The following is a 16,911-nucleotide window of genomic DNA, read 5'->3' on the forward strand; positions in this document are numbered from 1 at the left end:
TAGACAGCAAGTCATTTGATGACTCATGATGTGGGACGCACGAGCCCCGTGCGAACCGCCCACCCCATCCGTCAGGTTCGCCCGCGTGCTCGCGGAGGTTTCCATGCAGGAGTCCCGTCCCTCGTCGACCGAACGGCCCTCTCGCCTTCACGCCCGGCGGTGGCCGCGCGCCGCCGCCCTGGCATCCGCGCTGCTCCTCGCCGCCGCCCCCGCCGTTCCGGCGGCGGCCGACACCCACGGGCACGGCCCCGGCCACGGCCCCGGCTACGGCGCCGGCCACGAGAAGGCCCGGGGCAAGGGCCACGCGGCCGAGGCCGACGCGCCCACCTGTTCCGGGCACGCCCCGCCGACGTTCGGCACCGCCACGCAGAACGCCGCGCTCAACGGCAAGTTCACCTCCTACGGCAACAGCAACGCCCTCCTCGACGACTGGACCGGCGCCGACACCACGTACTCGTTGAAGCTGTCGGACGGGCGCATCGTCTACGCCTACTCCGACACCTTCCTCGGCCGGGTGAACGCCGACGGCTCCCGCCCGGTCGTGGTCGAGGAGGGCGGGACGACCCAATTCCTCAACAACTCGTTCGTCGTCCAGGGGACGGGCGGCGCGCTCACCACCGTGCACGGCGGGACGGCCGCCGACCCGAAGGCGGTCATGCCGCCCGCGCAGGCGGCCCACTGGTACTGGGCGGGCGACCTCACCCAGAGCGGCTCGGAGGTGCAGCAGCTCTACCGCGAGTACTACGACCCGGACCCGGACAACGGCACCGGGTGGGACATGAAGTTCAAGGACAACGTCCTCGCCCGCTTCTCCGCCGGGAATCTGACCACGCCGACCAAGGTGAAGGCGATGCCGTCGGCGTCGGGCGTCCAGTGGGGGTCGGCGCTGCTGCGGGACGGCGGCCACACCTACATCTACGGCACCGAGGACTACACCGACCCCGACACGCAGGTGAACACCAAGTACCTGCACATCGCCCGCGTGAAGGGCGCCGACCTGCGTGGGACGTGGGAGTACCGGACCGCCGGCGGCTGGTCCAGCTCGGAGACGGCCTCGGCGCGGCTGATGAGCGGTGTGTCGAACGAGTTCAGCGTCACCAGGCGCGGCTCGCACTACGTGATGGTCAACCAGGACGCGAGCATCGCGTTCGGCGCCGAGATCGACGTCCTGCTGTCGTGCTCGGCGGACGGCCCGTTCACCGGTGAGCAGACCGTCTACCGGACGCCCGAGACCGGGCCGCTCGGCTCCTACGGCGACCCGGACATCTTCACCTACAACGCGCACCAGCACGCGTCGCTGTCGTCGAGCGGCAACCTCGTGATCTCGTACAACGTCAACAGCATGGACGCCACCAAGGGCCCGGCGAACGACAACTACCGCGACGTGACCATCTACCGGGCGCGCTACATCAACCTCCCGGTCTCCGGCTGACGGGGAGGACCCACAAGCAGCGGAATCGCCGTTCCGTCCACGGCGATACCGCTTCCCACGCGCCCCCGGGACCTCCCGCCCGGGGGCGCGTCCCCGTCCACGACACCAGCGTCCACGACACCAGGAGGTCCGGACCATGACCCTGGACGCCGAGCTCGCCGCCGCGCTCGCGGGAATGCCGTACGTCGGCCTGGAGGATCCGCTCAAGGCGCGCGCCGCCATGCGCGACCTGGTCTCCGCCCTCTCCCGTCCGGCCGACGAGGAGGGCGTGCGCATCGAGGACAGGACGATCCCGGGGCCGCCCGGGGCGCCGCCGGTCCCGGTGCGCGTGTACCGGCCGCGGGAGGCGCCCGGTCCCGTGCCCGTGCTCGTGTACTTCCACGGCGGCGGATTCGTCACCGGGTCGCTCGACAACGAGCACGAGCGGTGCGTGACGTTCGCCGGCCGGGACGGGATCGCGGTCGTGTCCGCCGGCTACCGGCTCGCGCCCGAGCATCCGTTCCCGGCCGGGTTCGACGACTGCTACGCGGCCACGGTGTGGGCGCACGAGCACGCGGCCGGGTTCGGCGGCGACCCGGAGCGCCTCGCGGTGGGCGGCGGCAGCGCGGGCGGCGCGCTGGCCGCGGCCGTGGCCTTGCGGGCGCGGGACGAGGGCGGCCCTCCGCTCGTCTTCCAGATGCTGCTCTACCCCGTCCTGGACGACCGGATGGACACGCCCTCGATGCGGGCGTTCACCCGGCCGCCGCTGTTCAACAGCACCAACGTCGAGCACATGTGGCGCCACTACCTGGGCGGCCGGACGGCCGTCCCGGCCTACGCGGCGCCCGCGCGGGCCGAAGACCTGTCGGGCCTGCCGCGGGCCTACGTGCTGGTGCCCGAGTACGACCCGCTGCGGGACGAGGGGCTCACCCACGCGCACCGCCTGATCGGGGCGGGCGTCCCCACCGAGCTTCACCATGTGCCGGGCGCCTGCCACGGTTTCGACGGCATCATGTCGGCGCGGCTGGGACGGCTCGCGTTCGAGGAAGAGCGCGCCGTCCTGCGGAGATGTCTCACCGCGGAGTCTGGACAGCCCAGTCGCTAAGTGATTAGATGACTTTACTTCTTGGTGGAACGAGGTGTCGATGTCCCAGGATGTGGCCCGGCCGAGCCTTGCGGACGCGCTCACGGAGCGGATGCTGGAGCTGATCAGGTCGGACGGCCTGCGCCCCGGCGACCGGCTGCCGTCGGCGCGCGAGCTGTCGCAGCGCTTCGCGGTGACCACCCCGACGCTGCGCGAGGCGCTGCGCCGGCTGGAGGCGACCGGGGCGATCCAGCTCCGGCACGGCTCCGGGATCTACGTGGGCGCCGACCTCGAACGGGTGGTGATCCCCAACCCCAACGTCGGGGAGCTGGAGGCCGACCGGCTGCTCCAGCTCCTGGACGCCCGGCTGCTCATCGAGCCGCCGCTGGCGGGCCGCGCCGCCCGGCAGTCCGGCCCCGCGGACATCGACCTGCTCCGCGGCATCCTCGACCGGGCGGGCGCGGAGCTCGGCGATGCGCAGGGGGCGCCTCCGCCCTCTCAGGCGCGCGACGCCGAGGCGCGCCTGCACAAGACCAACATGACCTTCCACCGCGAAGTCGCCGGGGTCGCGGGCAACTCCGTGCTCTGCGAGGTCATCGACTCGCTGCTGACCGTGCACGCGTCCGAGCAGCGCGAGATACAGCGGATCTTCGACGACCGCGTCCGCGACTTCGAGGAGCACACCGCGATCCTCGCCGCCATCGAGGCGGGCGCCGAGCAGGAGGCCGAGTCCCTCATGCGGACGCACCTCGCCGACATCAAACACGTGATCGAACAGCGGCTCACCTGACCCGGGCCGCCCCCGCCGCACGGCGCGCACGCCGTGCGGCCGGTTCACCCTTCCCCGACCCAGCCGATTCCTGACCCTTCGACATCCCCCGACATCCTTCGACACCCCGATCGGGCACCGACGCCCGATGAAGGAGGCCACCATGGTGCCGTCCACGCGACTGCGGGCGACCGCGCTCACCGTGAGCGCGCTGCTGCTCGCCGCCGGCTGCGGGTCCGGCGACTCCGGCGGGAGCAAGTCCGAGCTCAAGCTGTACAACGACAAGGGCGCCTGGAAGCCCTTCTTCGAGCAGATGGCCGCCCTCGGCAAGCAGCAGACCGGGCTCGGCATGACGCCCGTCGGCTACACCGACGAGCCGACCTACACGGCGTTCATCAAGACCTCGTTCCGCACCAAGGTCAAGCCCGACCTGTTCACCTGGACGACCGGCGGGCGCCTTGAGGAGATCGTCAAGCAGAACCAGGTCGCCGAGACCACCGCGATCTGGCAGGACGCCATCAAGAGCGGCGACCTCACCGAGGACCTCAAGACCTACTACACGGTCGGCGGCAAGCAGTACTGCGTCCCGCTGAACACCGCGTACTGGGGGATGTTCTACAACAAGAAGATCTTCGCCAAGTACGACCTGAAGCCGCCGACCACGTGGGCGGAGCTGGAGAAGACCGCGCAGACGCTGAAGTCGAAGGGCCAGGTGCCCTTCAACCAGACGACGCCGACGTCGCTGTTCTCCTTCGCCTGGTTCGAGCAGATCCTCGCCGGCACCGACCCCGACCTGTACGAGCGGCTGTCGAAGGGCCAGGCGTCCTACACCGACCCCGGCGTCGTGAAGGTCATGGAGCGCTGGAAGTCGATGATCGACGCCGGCTACTTCACCGAGCCGGGCGACAAGGCCGACCCCGCCGACCACTTCAAGTCGGGCAAGGCCGCCATGGTCATCAACGGGACGTGGTTCAACACGAGCATGACCCAGCGCGGTCTCAAGCAGGGCGAGGACTACGGCTTCTTCTTCATCCCGAACGTGAACCCGGCCCTGCCGAAGCGGTCGCTGGTGTTCGAGAGCGGCCCGCTGTGCTCGCTGCGCAAGGCGCCCGACCGGGACGCCAGCACCAAGTACCTCAAGTGGTGGATCACTCCCGCCGCGCAGGAGAAGTGGGCGAACGCCCGCGGCGACGTGTCCGGCAACCCGAAGGTGAAGGTCGCCGACCCCGAGCTGGACAAGGTCACCAAGGAGGCCGCGTCGACCGGGAACCGGCTCGTCCTGCGCTACTTCGAGGCCGCCCCCGCGCCCGTCCTCACCGAGGCGCTCAGCGGGTTCGACAAGTTCCTCAACAAGCCGGAGACCTACATGGACGTCCTCAAGACCATCCAGAAGGCCAACGAGGACTACTGGAAGAACCACAAGGCCGGAAGCTGACCCTTTCATGTCGCACAAGGCCACTGCCGAACGTCCGAGGCTGACGCTGGTGAAGACCTCGGGAACCGGTCGCCGCGGCGGGCGCGGCGACCGGCCCGGGAAGGCGTTCGCCCTGCACGGCCGGTTCCGGCACGTCTACGTCTCGCCGGCGGTGCTGTTCGTCGCCGTCCTGCTCTACCTGCCGTTCCTGTGGACGGCGTACCTGAGCTTCACCAGCTACGACGGGCTCGCGTCCCCCGACTTCACGGGGCTGGACAACTACCGGCGCCTGATCGAGGACGACGCGCTCGTCACATCGATCCGCAACACGCTGCTGTGGGTCGTCGGCACCGTCGTCCTGCCGGTGGGGCTCGGATTGCTCGTCGCCGTCCTGTCCTACGACCTCAAGGGCGGCGGGTGGTTCCGGCTGCCGTTCCTGCTGCCGTACGCGATGTCGGGCGCCGGCCTCGGCGTGATCTGGGGCTTCATCCTGCAGCCGGACGGGATGGCGAACCAGATCCTCACGTTCTTCGGGATGCCCGGCGGCGACACCGCGTTCCTCCAGGACGGCCCGCGCAACACCATCGCGATGATCGTCGTGTGGGCGTGGCAGCAGCTCGGCGTCAACATGCTGCTGTTCGTCGTCGGCCTGCAGTCGATCCCGCGAGGCCCGATCGAGGCCGCCCGCATCGACGGCGCGTCCGGATGGGCGATGTTCCGGCACGTCATCTGGCCGCTGATGCGCCCGATCACCACGGTCGTGCTCGGCCTCGCGCTCGTCGCCGGGCTGAAGAACTTCGACATCGTGTGGGTGATGACGCAGGGCGGGCCCGGCCGGTCGTCCGAGACCCTCGCGGTGACCATGTACCGGGACGTCTTCGTCGCCAACGAGTACGGCTACGGCTCGGCGGTCGCGGTGCTGCTCACCACCATCACCGGCCTGGCCTCCTACGTGTACCTGAGGCGGCAGGTCGGTAGGGAGGAAGCCCGATGAACCGGCTGATGCTCAACGTTCGACGGCTCGTGCTGGTGGTGCTCGGGGTGGTGTGGCTGTTCCCCACGTACCTGATCATCGCGAACGCGCTGCGCCCGGCCGGGGACTACGACCCCTCGGACGCGGTGAAGCCGCCGTCCTCGATCGGCCTGTTCGGCAACATCGCCGAGGCGTGGGACCGGACGGCCGTCGGCGACACGCTGCTGAGCACCCTGCTCTACAGCGTCGTCTCGCCCGCGCTCGCCGTCCTCATGGGCGCGCTCGCCGGGTACGCGATCGTGGTTCTGCGCCTCAAGCACGGCTTCGCCTGGTTCATCGTGATCTTCGCCGGGACCGTCGTGCCGTTCCAGATGTTGCTCGTCCCGCTGTTCGTCGGCTACAGCAAGGTGTCGCTCTACGACAACCAGCTCGGGCTGATCGTCATCTACTCGGCGATCAACGTGCCGCTGGCCGCGCTCGTGATGCGCAACTTCTTCGGCAACGTCGCCGTGTCGATCTTCGAGGCGGCGCGGCTGGACGGCGCGTCCACGTTCCGGATCTTCTGGCGGATCTACCTGCCGCTGTCGTCGGCGGCCCTCGCCGCCGTGTTCATCCTGGAGTTCACCTTCGTCTGGAACGACCTGCTGTTCGGCCTGACGCTCTCGCAGTCGGAGACCGTCCGGCCGGTGTGGGCCGAGCTGTCCGCGCTGACCACCGACGTCTACGCCGGAACGCCCGTCCCGATCGCCCTGGCGGCCGGCCTGGTCGTCTCGCTCCCGACCGTCGTCCTGTTCCTCGCCACCCAACGCCTGTTCACCCGCGGCCTCACGCTCGCCCAATTCTGACGCTCCCCACAGAAAGAACACCCATTAGAAATGACGAGTCGTCTGCTTCAGGCGAGCCTCGGTTCGCCCGACTATGACGGGATCCGCGCCGCGCTGCGGCAGGACACGTCCACCGAGGTGCTCGCCGTGCGCGGGCTGTCCGTCCGCGCCGCCGTGCTGCCGCTGTTCAAGCGGGACGGGGACGGCGCGCTGCGGCAGGCCGTCCGGCTGACCCTGTCCGGCGGCGGGCGGGTGGACGTCGCCCTCAAGGACGGGGACGCCGTGCTGGCGTCCGCGACGGGGAAGGGCGAGACGCTCACCCTGCTCGTCCCCGAGGTGGACGGCCCCCGCCGCGTCACCCTGGAGGTCCGGGACGCGGACGGTCTCGTCGGCGCCGCCCCGCTCGACATCACCCCCCAGCGCAAGTGGAACGTCTTCGTCGTCCACCACTCGCACCTCGACATCGGCTACACCGACACGCAGGGCACCGTCCTGCGCCACCACCTCGACTACCTGGACGCGGCGCTGCGGCTGGCGCGGGAGACCGACGGGCGGCCGGACGACGCGCGGTTCCGCTGGTCGGTCGAGTCGTCGATGCCGGCATTGCGCTGGCTCGCGACCCGTCCCGACGACCAGGTCGCCGAGTTCACCGAGCGGGTCCGCGCCGGGAACATCGAGGTCACCGCGTTCCCGATGCAGCTGCACACGGAGGCGTGCTCGACGGAGGAGCTGTACCGGCAGCTCCGCTTCGTCGAGGACCTGCGGCACAGATACGGCATCGAGGTCCGGTCCGCCATGCACACCGACATCCCCGGCGCGGTCGCCGGGACGGTCGACGCCCTCAACGCGGCCGGCGTCCGGTACCTCGCCGCCGCGCACAACTGGGCGGGACGGTCCGTCCCGTACATCACGGGCGGCGACCGGCTCGCCCGGCCCTTCCGCTGGCGGTCCCCGGGCGGCGGCGAGCTGCTGGTCTGGTTCACCGACACCCCGCACGGCATGGCCTACATGGAGGGCAACACCGTCGGCCTCGTCGACGATTACGACCTCGCCGAGGACCTCCTGCCCCGCTACCTCGGCTCCCTCGCCGACCGCCCCTACCCCTACGGGCCCGGCACCTTCGGGTGGTACGCCGCGCCCGGCCAGGTCGGCGCCGCCAAGGACCCCGACTTCCTGGACGCCGTCCACCTGCGCGTGCAGGGCGCCCACGCCGACAACGCCGGGCCGTCCATCGTCCCCGCCGACATCGCGCACCGGTGGAACGCGACCTGGGCCTACCCGCGGTTGCGGATGGCGGCCAACGCCGACTTCTTCGAGTACGTCGAGGAGCACCACGGCGACCGGCTCCAGGTCCACGAGGGCGACTGGACCGACTGGTGGGCCGACGGCCTCGGCTCCGGCGCCCGCCCGCTCGGCTACGTCCGGCGGGCTCAGAACATCCTGCGGTCCGCCGAGACCCTCCACGCCCTCGCCGACGAGCGCAGCGGCGACCGGACCGGCGCGTCCAAGGCTGTGGACGCCGCCTACGACCTCGCCGCCCTGTTCGACGAGCACACCTGGGGCGCCGCCAACCCGTGGGAGGACGCCGAGGAGGGCACCGACTCGGGCGGCCTCCAGTGGACCCGCAAGTCCCAGGTCGGCTACCAGGCCCACGACGACGCGCTCGACCTGCTCCAGGCCGGTGCCCGGCGCCTCGGCGCCACCTTCGGGGCGGCACCGGACGCGCTCGCCTCCTTCCTCGTCGTCAACCCGGGCACGGCCGCCCGCACCGACGCCGCCCGCGCGTTCCTGCCCCGCGACGTCGTCGCCGTGGACGTCCCGATCGCGCTCGTGGACGCCCGCACCGGCGAGCCCGTCCCGCACCGCGAGGAGGAGGTCGACCCCGACGAGTGGCCGACCCGTCCCATCGGCCGCCACCTGGAGGCCGTGCTGCCGGACGTCCCCGGCCACGGGCACGTCCGCGTCGACGTCGTCCGGGCGGAGGAGGGGGCGCCCGAGCCCGTCGACCTCGGCACCGAGGGGACGGTCGAGAACGAGTTCTACCGCGTGACCTACGACCTCAAGGAAGGCCACATCGGCTCGGTCTTCGACAAGACCACCGGCCGCGAACTCGTGAACGCCGACGCCGCCGCCGGGTTCGGCCAGTACGTCTACGACCGGTACGCGACCGCGCCGCACTTCAACCACATGTCCGGGCACATGCTCGTCCACGACAAGACGATGCTCGGCGACCGGGCCATCGCCACCCACGCGACGGTCACCAGGTGCGAGCGCACCCCGGCCGGTGAACGCCTCGTCGTCGAACTGCACGGCAAGGGCGTCGACTGGCTGCGCACCACGATCGACCTGTACGCGGGCGTGCCGCGCGTCGACGTCCGCTACCAGCTCGGCAAGCAGCCGACCGCGGCCAAGGAGGCGGTGTTCTTCGCGTTCCCGTTCGCCGTGGACGGGCCGCCCGCCGCCTGGGAGCTCACCGGCGGCGTCGGCGGCACCGCCGTCCCGAGCGTGCCGGGATCGGCCGAGCACATGCGGCCCATCCGGCACTGGGTCGCGTTCGAGGACCCCGACCTCACCGTCGCGTGGGCGACGCTGGAGGCGCCGCTCGTCCAGTTCGGCTCCATCCACATGCCCTACGCGCCGTTCCCGCCGACGCTCGACAACGAGGACGGCACGGTCTACTCCTGGGCCCTGAACAACATCTGGGACACCAACTTCCCGTCCCAGCAGCAAGGCGAGACCACCTTCCGGTACGCGTTCGCCTCGGCGGCGACCGGGTCCGGCCGCCGGCTCGGCGCCCGCACCGCCGCCGGCCTCACCGACCCCTTCGTCGCCACCCTCGCCACCGGCCCCGCACCCTCCGCCGCGTCCGGGACCTTCCTGCGCGTGGACGACCCGGACGTCCTCGTCACCTCCGTCGGCCGCGCCCGCGACGGCGACGGCCTGGCCGTCCGGCTCCAGTCGCTCGCGTCCGGCGCGGTCGAGACGGACCTGCACATGCCCGGCGTGACGAGCGCCCGGCTGAGCGGCGGGCTGGAACGCGACCCGGCGGACCTGCCCGTCCGGGACGGCACGATGACGGTGCGGCTGCCCGCGTGCGGCGTCGCCACCGTCACGGTTCGGCGTTGACCACGGATCGGGGACACATGAAGATCACAGGCATTCGCGCCACCACGGTCACCGTGCCGCTGGAGGCGCCGCTCCTGCACAGCAACGGCGCCCACTGGGGCCGCTTCGTCCGGACGATCGTGGAGGTCGAGGCCGACAACGGCCTCGTCGGGCTCGGCGAGATGGGCGGCGGCGGGCAGAGCGCCGAGGCGGCGTTCGAGGCCCTCGCCCCCCACCTGGAGGGGCACGACCCGTTCGCGCTGGAGACCCTCCGCTTCAAGATCGCCAACCCGACGGCGAGCCTCTACAACAACCGCACCCAGATGCTCGCCGCCATCGAGTTCGCCTGCCTCGACCTCGTCGGGCAGCACCTCGGCGTCCCGGTGCACGACCTGCTCGGCGGCCGCATCCGCGACTCGGTCCCGTTCGCGTCCTACCTCTTCTACCGCTACCCGGGCGCCGGCGGATCGACGGAGGTCCGCACCCCCGAGCAGCTCGTCGAGCACGCCCGCGTGCTCAAGGACGCGCACGGCTTCTCCGTCCACAAGCTCAAGGGAGGCGTCTTCCCTCCCGGCCACGAGCTGGAGTGCTACAAGGCACTGGCCGCGGCGTTCCCCGACGACCGGTTCCGCTACGACCCGAACTCCGTGCTGTCACTGGAGGAGGGCCTCCGCTTCGGGAAGGCGATCGAAGACCTCCCCAACGACTACCTCGAAGACCCCGTCCTCGGCCTGGAGGGGCTCCGGCTCGTCCGCGAACGCGTGAACATCCCCCTCGCCACCAACACCGTCGTCGTCAACTTCGAGCAGCTCGCCGCCAACGTGCTGCGCCGCAGCGCGGACGTCGTCCTGCTCGACACCACGTTCTGGGGCGGCATCCGGCCGTGCGTGAAGGCCGCCGGCGTGTGCGAGACGTTCCAGATCGGCGTCGCCGTCCACTCGTCCGGCGAGCTCGGCATCCAGCTCGCCACCATGCTGCACCTCGGCGCCGTCCTGCCCAACCTCACCTACGCCGCCGACGCGCACTACCACCACCTCGCCGACGACGTGATCGAGGGCGGCCTGATGCGGTACGCCGACGGCAGGATCGCGGTGCCGTCCGGCCCCGGCCTCGGCGTCCGGTTGGATCGTGACAAGCTCGCCGAGTACGCCGAGCTGTACAAGGAGCTGGGCGGCTACGACTACGACCGGGACCCGGGCAGGCCGGGCTGGTACCCGCTCGTCCCCAACGACCGGTGGGCCGATCCGGACGCGGCACTGGCGCCGCTCGATTAGCCTGCCTGCTGTGATCCGCTACGCGACCTCCGACGACGTCCCGGCCATCCTGCGGCTGATCCGGGAGCTGGCCGACTACGAGCGCGCCCTGCACGAGGTCAAGGCCACCGAGGACCAGCTGCGCGAGCGCCTCTTCGGCCCCGATCCCAAGGTCTTCGCCCACGTCGCCGAGCACGAAGGACGGGTCGTCGGGTTCGCCGTGTGGTTCCTCACGTTCTCCACGTGGAACGGCACCCACGGCATCTACCTGGAGGACCTCTTCGTCGACCCGGACGTCCGCGGTCACGGCTACGGCAAGGCACTCCTCACCGAGCTGACCCGCATCGCCGACGACCGGGGCTACGAACGCGTCGAATGGGCCGTCCTCAACTGGAACGAACCGGCCATCGGCTTCTACGAGTCCCTGGGCGCCCGCCCCCAGGGCGAGTGGACGGTCTACCGCCTGACCGGCGAAGCCCTGACCAAGGCCGCCCGCTCCTGACATGCCGCGAGGGCCGCCCGGAACCGGACGACCCTCGCGGTCACCAGTGCAGGTCAGCCCTGCTTGGTCTCCCAGAAGATCTTGTCGATTTCGGAGATCTTGCCCAGCAGCTCGTCGGCCACCTTGACGTCCATGCTGCCCTTGGTGCCGGAGGCGCCCGCGAGCTTGGTCGCCTCGTTGAACAGCTGGTGGAGCTGGGGGTACTTCTCGAAGTGCGGCGGCTTGAAGTAGTCGGTCCACAGCACCCACAGGTGGTGCTTGACCAGCTCCGAGCGCTGCTCCTTGATCAGGATCGCCCGGGCGCGGAACTCGGGGTCCTCGTTGGCCGCGTACTTCTCGGCGATCGCCTTGACCGACTCGGCCTCGATCCGGGCCTGCGCCGGGTCGTAGACACCACACGGCAGGTCGCAGTGCGCGGAGACCGTCGTCCTCGGGCGCAGAAGCTTGAGCAACACCTGCGAATCCCTTCCCTCGTTGCGGATCATGCTCAGGTCACCGACATTACTCTTGTGCCCCTGGGCCCGTCCGGCCAGGGCACTCGGTATTTCGGCCTAAGACCCGGACCGGCAGGCGGCCCGGAACCCTTCCAGCACTGGTTGTGACCGCCGCCCGCCGAAGTATGCGGGCCAGCAAGGAGGATCATGCGGATCCGGACCCCCCGCCACCCCGTGCTCTGGGTCCTCGCCAGCGCGGCCGTGTGCGCGCTGGCCGCGGCCCGGAGGCTGCGGACCGTGGAGGTCACCGGAGACTCGATGCTCCCGGGCCTGCGCCCGGGGGACTGGCTCATCGTCCACACCGGCGCCCGCCCCGCCCCCGGCGCCGTCGTGGTCGCCGAGCACCCGGAGCGCCGCGACCTGCTGATCGTCAAACGCGTCACGCACCGCTCCGGCGACGGCTGGTGGCTGGAAAGCGACAACCAGCGCGCCCGAGGCCGCCGCGACAGCTGGGACTTCGGCCCCGTCCCCGAAACCCTGATCAAGGGCTGCGTTCTCCTCCGCTACTGGCCCTTCCCACCCGTATCCCCCTCGAAGAGCAGATGACAGCCATCCACGTGACGGAGTGGGACGAGACCGGCGGGGTTCCCGCGGTCTTCGTCCACAACATCTTCACCTGGGGCGACGACGACGCGTACGGCTTCGCCGCCCAGAGACCCCTGGCGGACCGCCATCGCCTGCTGCTGGTGGACCGGCGCGGCTACGGCCGGAGCCCGGACACCGACCGCAGCGACTTCGAGTCCGACGCCGGCGACCTGGTGGAGTTGCTGGCCCGGCAGGACGGCCCCGCGCACCTGGTCGGCCACGGCAACGGCGGCCTGGCGGCCATGCTCGCCGCCGCTCGCCGCCCGGACCTGGTGCGTTCCCTGGCGCTGATCCAGCCCTCCGCGTTCTCAGCGGCGGCGGGCCACCCGGTGGTGGATGCCATGCTGAGCAGGATCCAGGACGCCCCGAGCCTGCCGGAGTCGGTCACTCCCGAGCAGTACCTGCGCGCGTCCACGGAAGGCCTGGGCATGGAGATGCCCGCCCCCACGCCGATGCGCCTGCGCGCCGTGGCGACCTCGATGCGCGAGCGCCCGGTCTGGGAGGCGGAGGTGCCCCTGGAGCCGCTGCGGGACGCCCCGTGGCCGACGCTGGTGATCTGCGGCACCTGGGAGGTCGCGCCGGAGCCCTACCGCACGTACGCGGGCGAGCCTCTGATCGCCTGCGCCGAGGCCGTGGCAGCCGCCACCGGGGCCCGCCCGCTCCGCGTCCCCGGCTACTACCCGCACACCCAGCACCCCGCCACGGTCAACGCCGCACTGCGAGACCTCTGGGGGTGACCGCGAGCGTCAGCGCTTCAGGTCCGCGACCAGCGCGGCGAAGGCGTCACGGCTGACGGCCAGCTTGGGGCCGTCGGGGTCCTTGGAGTCTCGGAAGGCGATCGCCCGGGGGAGGCGGCCGACCTCCACGCAGTCAGTCCCGGACTGGGTGCCGCTGTGACTGCTCTTGCGCCACGTCGTCGTCACTGAACGCCTCCATCGCCTGCTTGATCAGTTTCTTGGACCGTTGCTCGGGGAGAGCCTTCGCGCTGATCCGTGCGAACAAGATCGCGCACTCCGCGACCTCCACTGGTGACGATATAAGGCGCCCGCCACCAAGTGACTCGGTGTAGGCCACTTCTCCAAAATCATCCCCCGTGACGAGCTTCAGGCCGCCGTCCAGCCCTGGATACGCGCCGGTCTCGAAAGTCTGTGGGATGACGTGCAGGATTAGGTTTGGCTGTTCGGCCAGGTTCAGGAGGTGAGCGAGTTGTTCTCGCATGATCTCTGGGCTTCCCACCGGCCACCGCAAGGCGGTCTCGCTTAATAGCACCTTGACGAAAGCTCGGTCGAGAACACCCTGTCGTTCCATCCGTTCGGCGACATCTCGTTCGGGGTCGGAGACCCCGCCCCCGGTCAGGAGAGCCCGGGCGTACTCCTCGGTCTGGAGGAGGCCGGAGATCAGGAGCGGCTCGAAGACCCGAATGAGCCGAGCCCGCTGCTCGAAGGTCTTGAGTTGCGCGAGCCATTGGGGGTCGTGGCCGATGCTGGCGTACCAGACCAGGAGGGTGAAGAGGCCGCCGGTCTCCCAGGCCTTGTCCAGGAGGGCGGCGCGGGTTCCGTCCAGGCGGTCCACGCCGTTCTCGATGCGTGAAACGGTCGCCTTGCTGGCATTGATGAGGCGTCCCACGGCTTCGCCCGACAGGCCACGTTGATTGCGGCAGAAGCGCAGGTAGTAGGCGGTGAAGGCCCAGAGTCCGGTCTTGGGATTCGGCGAGGCGTTCGTGGTCATGGGGGGTGACCTCGCGTTCCGTGTTGTCGCGGATGCGTTCTGTACATGCCCAAATCTAGCGTCGTGGCGTGACTCTGTGTCGTGGTTCACACACAGGTCGCGATGCCGAAGGTTGTACCGATGCTTACTGCCATGGCCCCCGAGGTCCCCACGCTCGTCCTCGATCCGACTGACCGTGCGCCTTGGCTGGCGCGGCGGTTTCTCGCCGAGCGGTTCGCCGAGTGGGGGATCGATGACGACTACGTCGCGCGGCTCGTGGTCTGCGAGCTGGTCACGAACAGCTTCAAGCACGGGGAGGGGCCGATCATCGTGCGGCTGTTCCGCGACGAGCGCGACGGGCACCCGATCGTGGAGGTGTGGGACGCCGGGGACGGGCGCCCGCTGATCCCGCCGGAGAACCACGCGGCGACGACCGGCCGCGGCCTGATGCTCATGGCCGAGTTGGTCAGAGCGTGGGGCGTCCGCCCCCTGAACGAGGGAGGCAAGGCCGTGTGGGCAAAACTCGCCTGATGGCCCGAAGCAGCGGGGAAACAGAGAGGAAACCCGCCATGCGGTTTTCTCTCGTCATGCTTGGACCTGTATCAGTGCCACGCGGGGCCAGGCCCCCGCGCCGAACCGCCAAGCGGGCAGACAGACCGTCTCCCGCGGAGGGAGAGGGATGTTGAGGAATTCATGGCTGCCAGCCGTCCTGGCGCCGGCCCTTGCACTGTCGCTCGTGTCCGCCTCCGCACACGCGGACACACGGTCCTCGGTTCAGCAGGACCCGGTGAAGAAGTCCGACGGCCTCTGGCTGATGTGCATGCCGGGACTGCCCCGCGACTGCTGGGCGGAACTTCAGTTCCGGCCGGTCGGAGACAAGGTGACGCTCTGTGATGGGCTCGCCGACGGTCGCGGAGTCAGAGCGCGGGTCACGAACGTGACCAAAGACCCGGATGTTCGCGAGTACACGATAACCAATACCAAAGGCTCGGGGAAATGTGTGACAAAGGGGGCCGCCGCTGGGCAGCCATACAATCTGGCGGAGGGGCATTGCTTCCGCTTCGATTTGCTCTTTGTCGACAACGGCGAAGAGGTCGGCGATAAGATGACGGGTCAGATACGAAACAAGAACGAGAACGCCAGTCTGTGCCTTGGAGTCGATTAGACCAGGTCGACGGTGGCTGCACCTCGCACGTATCGGGGTGGCCTCTGGAGCCCCGGGCGGACGCCGAGCGCCACCGAGACATCGGCTGAGAGCGCATGCAGGAGGCCCTGACGAACGTCCTGCGGCACGCCCCCACGGCCCGGTCCGTCACGGTCACCGTCGGGCAGGGGGAGCAATGCGTCACCGTCGAGATCGCCGACGACGCCCCGGCGACCCGGTCCCGGCATCCTCAGCGCGGCGGGTACGGCCTGATCGGCATGCGCGAACGCGTCGAGGCGCTCGGCGGCACGCTGCGGGCCGGGCCACGGCCCGGCGCCGGCTGGTCCGTGCTGGCGACCCTGCCCGTCCCTACCGGGGAGCCCCGATGACCATCTCGGTCCTGCTCGCCGACGACCAGGCGATGGTGCGCCGCGGGCTGCGGCTGATCCTGGAGGACCAGCCCGACATCAGCGTCGTCGGCGAGGCGTCCGACGGGGCCGACGCGGTCGCCCTGGCGCGGCGGTTGCGCCCGGACGTGTGCCTGGTGGACATCAGGATGCCCCGGCTCGACGGCATCGACGTGACCCGCGCGCTGGCCGGACCGCGGGTGCCCGACCCGATGCGGGTCGTCGTGGTCACCACCTTCGACCTGGACGAGTACGTGTACGGCGCGCTGCGCGGCGGGGCGGTAGGCTTCGTCCTCAAGGACGCCGGGCCCGCCCTGCTCGTCGAGGCGGTCCGTGCCGCCCACAACGGCGAGGCGCTGGTCTCGCCTTCCGTCACCGTCCGGCTGCTGCGGCACCTGACGGCCGCCTCGGCACCGCCGCCCGCCCCTGTCGGACCGCGTACTCCAGGTCGTCCGCGCCCTGGCGCGTGGCCGCACCAACCAGGAGATCGCCGCGGAGCTGTTCATCTCGCTTAGCCAATCGTCACCTGGGCGTGGGAGAACCACCTCGTCGACCCGTCATGACGCCCCATGGGCCCGCGATGATCCCGCCGGAGAACGGTGGGTGCGTGGTCATCGGGACAGGGCCGCGTAGAGCAGGCGGTCGTGCCATCGGCCCCGCAGAAGAAGGTGGTCGCGCAAGTGGCCCTCGCGCCGCATGCCGATCTTGGTCAGGACGCGGACCGACGCGGCGTTGGCGGGGTCGCAGGCGGCCGAGATCTTGTGCAGGCCCAGGTCGTCGAATCCGAAACCGAGCAGGGCGGCGGCGGCTTCGCCGGCATACCCGCGTCCCCACCACTGGCGGTGCAGGACGTAGCCCAGCTCTCCACGTCGATGGGAAGTACTGGTGACCTGGAGTTCGAATGATCCGATGAGCGTGCCGTGCTCCTGCTCGACCAAGGCCAGCCCGAACCGGTGGCGGGGGAGGGCGTTGGAGTCCTGGACGACCTCGGTCAGGAACGTGGTGGTGTCCTGCGTGCTGTTGGGGCCCCAATCGGTGTAGCGCGTCACCTCGGTGTCGGCGGCAAAGGCGTGGACGGCCGCGTGGTCACCGGGGCGGAACTCGCGTAGCAGCAGGCGCGGGGTTCTCAGTTCCATGCCCCGCAGGGTGCCACTCGCCGGCCCGTGCTCCCCCCGGAGCACGGGCCGCGGGGTGGGTCAGATGCGGGCGACGCCTCCCGCGCGGGCCTGGGCGGCCACG

18 protein-coding genes and 1 pseudogene are annotated in these 16,911 nt (G+C 70.5%); 15 read left to right on the forward strand and 4 right to left on the reverse strand.

What is annotated here, in order from left to right:
* Positions 1-103 precede the first annotated feature (103 nt).
* From ABGB11_RS14040 to ABGB11_RS14080, 9 genes are all read left to right on the forward strand, one after another.
* A complete protein-coding gene (locus ABGB11_RS14040) occupies positions 104-1,432 on the forward strand; it encodes a DUF4185 domain-containing protein (RefSeq protein ID WP_347632626.1) in 1,329 nt (442 codons plus the stop codon).
* A 136-nt stretch (positions 1,433-1,568) separates the two neighbouring features.
* Positions 1,569-2,516, forward strand: a complete 948-nt coding sequence (locus ABGB11_RS14045) for an alpha/beta hydrolase (protein WP_347632628.1) — start codon at positions 1,569-1,571, stop codon at positions 2,514-2,516.
* Positions 2,517-2,556: 40 nt separating this feature from the next.
* Entirely contained in the window at positions 2,557-3,285 is a 729-nt protein-coding gene (locus ABGB11_RS14050) for an FCD domain-containing protein (protein ID WP_347632630.1), read from the forward strand.
* A gap of 142 nt (positions 3,286-3,427) precedes the next feature.
* Positions 3,428-4,699, forward strand: coding sequence for an extracellular solute-binding protein (locus ABGB11_RS14055; RefSeq protein ID WP_347632632.1), 1,272 nt, complete (start codon positions 3,428-3,430; stop codon positions 4,697-4,699).
* A 49-nt stretch (positions 4,700-4,748) separates the two neighbouring features.
* Positions 4,749-5,672, forward strand: a complete 924-nt coding sequence (locus ABGB11_RS14060) for a sugar ABC transporter permease (protein ID WP_347632634.1) — start codon at positions 4,749-4,751, stop codon at positions 5,670-5,672.
* Positions 5,669-6,496, forward strand: coding sequence for a carbohydrate ABC transporter permease (locus tag ABGB11_RS14065; protein WP_347632636.1), 828 nt, complete (start codon positions 5,669-5,671; stop codon positions 6,494-6,496). Before ABGB11_RS14060 ends, ABGB11_RS14065 begins: the two co-directional genes overlap by 4 nt.
* 30 nt (positions 6,497-6,526) lie before the next feature.
* Entirely contained in the window at positions 6,527-9,601 is a 3,075-nt protein-coding gene (locus ABGB11_RS14070; protein ID WP_347632638.1) for a glycoside hydrolase family 38 C-terminal domain-containing protein, read from the forward strand.
* Positions 9,602-9,618: 17 nt separating this feature from the next.
* Positions 9,619-10,854, forward strand: a complete 1,236-nt coding sequence (locus ABGB11_RS14075; RefSeq protein ID WP_347632640.1) for an enolase C-terminal domain-like protein — start codon at positions 9,619-9,621, stop codon at positions 10,852-10,854.
* 10 nt (positions 10,855-10,864) lie between these two features.
* Positions 10,865-11,335, forward strand: coding sequence for a GNAT family N-acetyltransferase (locus ABGB11_RS14080; RefSeq protein WP_347632642.1), 471 nt, complete (start codon positions 10,865-10,867; stop codon positions 11,333-11,335).
* Between the two features lie 53 nt (positions 11,336-11,388).
* On the opposite strand, the gene sodN is transcribed toward ABGB11_RS14080, so the two are convergent.
* On the reverse strand, positions 11,389-11,790 hold the full coding sequence (sodN, locus tag ABGB11_RS14085) for a superoxide dismutase, Ni (protein WP_347632644.1): 402 nt from the start codon (positions 11,788-11,790) through the stop codon (positions 11,389-11,391).
* 186 nt (positions 11,791-11,976) lie between these two features.
* Between sodN and sodX the strand changes: the two genes are divergently transcribed.
* Complete coding sequence (gene sodX, locus ABGB11_RS14090) at positions 11,977-12,375, forward strand: nickel-type superoxide dismutase maturation protease (RefSeq protein ID WP_347632646.1); 399 nt, start codon at positions 11,977-11,979, stop codon at positions 12,373-12,375.
* A complete protein-coding gene (locus ABGB11_RS14095; RefSeq protein ID WP_347632648.1) occupies positions 12,372-13,151 on the forward strand; it encodes an alpha/beta hydrolase in 780 nt (259 codons plus the stop codon). The genes sodX and ABGB11_RS14095 overlap by 4 nt, the downstream gene beginning before the upstream one ends.
* 9 nt (positions 13,152-13,160) lie before the next feature.
* On the opposite strand, the gene ABGB11_RS14100 is transcribed toward ABGB11_RS14095, so the two are convergent.
* A complete protein-coding gene (locus tag ABGB11_RS14100; protein ID WP_347632650.1) occupies positions 13,161-13,280 on the reverse strand; it encodes a DUF397 domain-containing protein in 120 nt (39 codons plus the stop codon).
* A 4-nt stretch (positions 13,281-13,284) separates the two neighbouring features.
* Complete coding sequence (locus ABGB11_RS14105; protein ID WP_347632652.1) at positions 13,285-14,142, reverse strand: Scr1 family TA system antitoxin-like transcriptional regulator; 858 nt, start codon at positions 14,140-14,142, stop codon at positions 13,285-13,287.
* Between the two features lie 120 nt (positions 14,143-14,262).
* Here ABGB11_RS14105 and ABGB11_RS14110 point away from each other — a divergent pair, with 120 nt between their 5' ends.
* The 4 genes and pseudogenes from ABGB11_RS14110 to ABGB11_RS14125 all read left to right on the forward strand — a co-directional run.
* Entirely contained in the window at positions 14,263-14,652 is a 390-nt protein-coding gene (locus ABGB11_RS14110) for an ATP-binding protein (RefSeq protein WP_347632654.1), read from the forward strand.
* Between the two features lie 256 nt (positions 14,653-14,908).
* Positions 14,909-15,286 (forward strand): hypothetical protein, encoded by a 378-nt coding sequence (locus tag ABGB11_RS14115; protein ID WP_347632655.1) that lies wholly within the window; start codon positions 14,909-14,911, stop codon positions 15,284-15,286.
* Between the two features lie 95 nt (positions 15,287-15,381).
* Positions 15,382-15,654, forward strand: a complete 273-nt coding sequence (locus tag ABGB11_RS14120) for an ATP-binding protein (RefSeq protein ID WP_347632657.1) — start codon at positions 15,382-15,384, stop codon at positions 15,652-15,654.
* A pseudogene (locus ABGB11_RS14125) lies at positions 15,651-16,188 on the forward strand (response regulator transcription factor); the annotation flags it as partial. The gene ABGB11_RS14120 and the pseudogene ABGB11_RS14125, both read left to right, overlap by 4 nt.
* A gap of 95 nt (positions 16,189-16,283) precedes the next feature.
* Here the strand turns inward: ABGB11_RS14125 and ABGB11_RS14130 are convergent.
* A complete protein-coding gene (locus ABGB11_RS14130) occupies positions 16,284-16,808 on the reverse strand; it encodes a GNAT family protein (RefSeq protein WP_347632659.1) in 525 nt (174 codons plus the stop codon).
* Positions 16,809-16,911: the final 103 nt, after the last annotated feature.

It is taken from the genome of Actinomadura sp. B10D3 (genome assembly GCF_039871695.1).
Taxonomy (GTDB): Bacteria; Actinomycetota; Actinomycetes; order Streptosporangiales; family Streptosporangiaceae; genus Spirillospora; species Spirillospora madurae.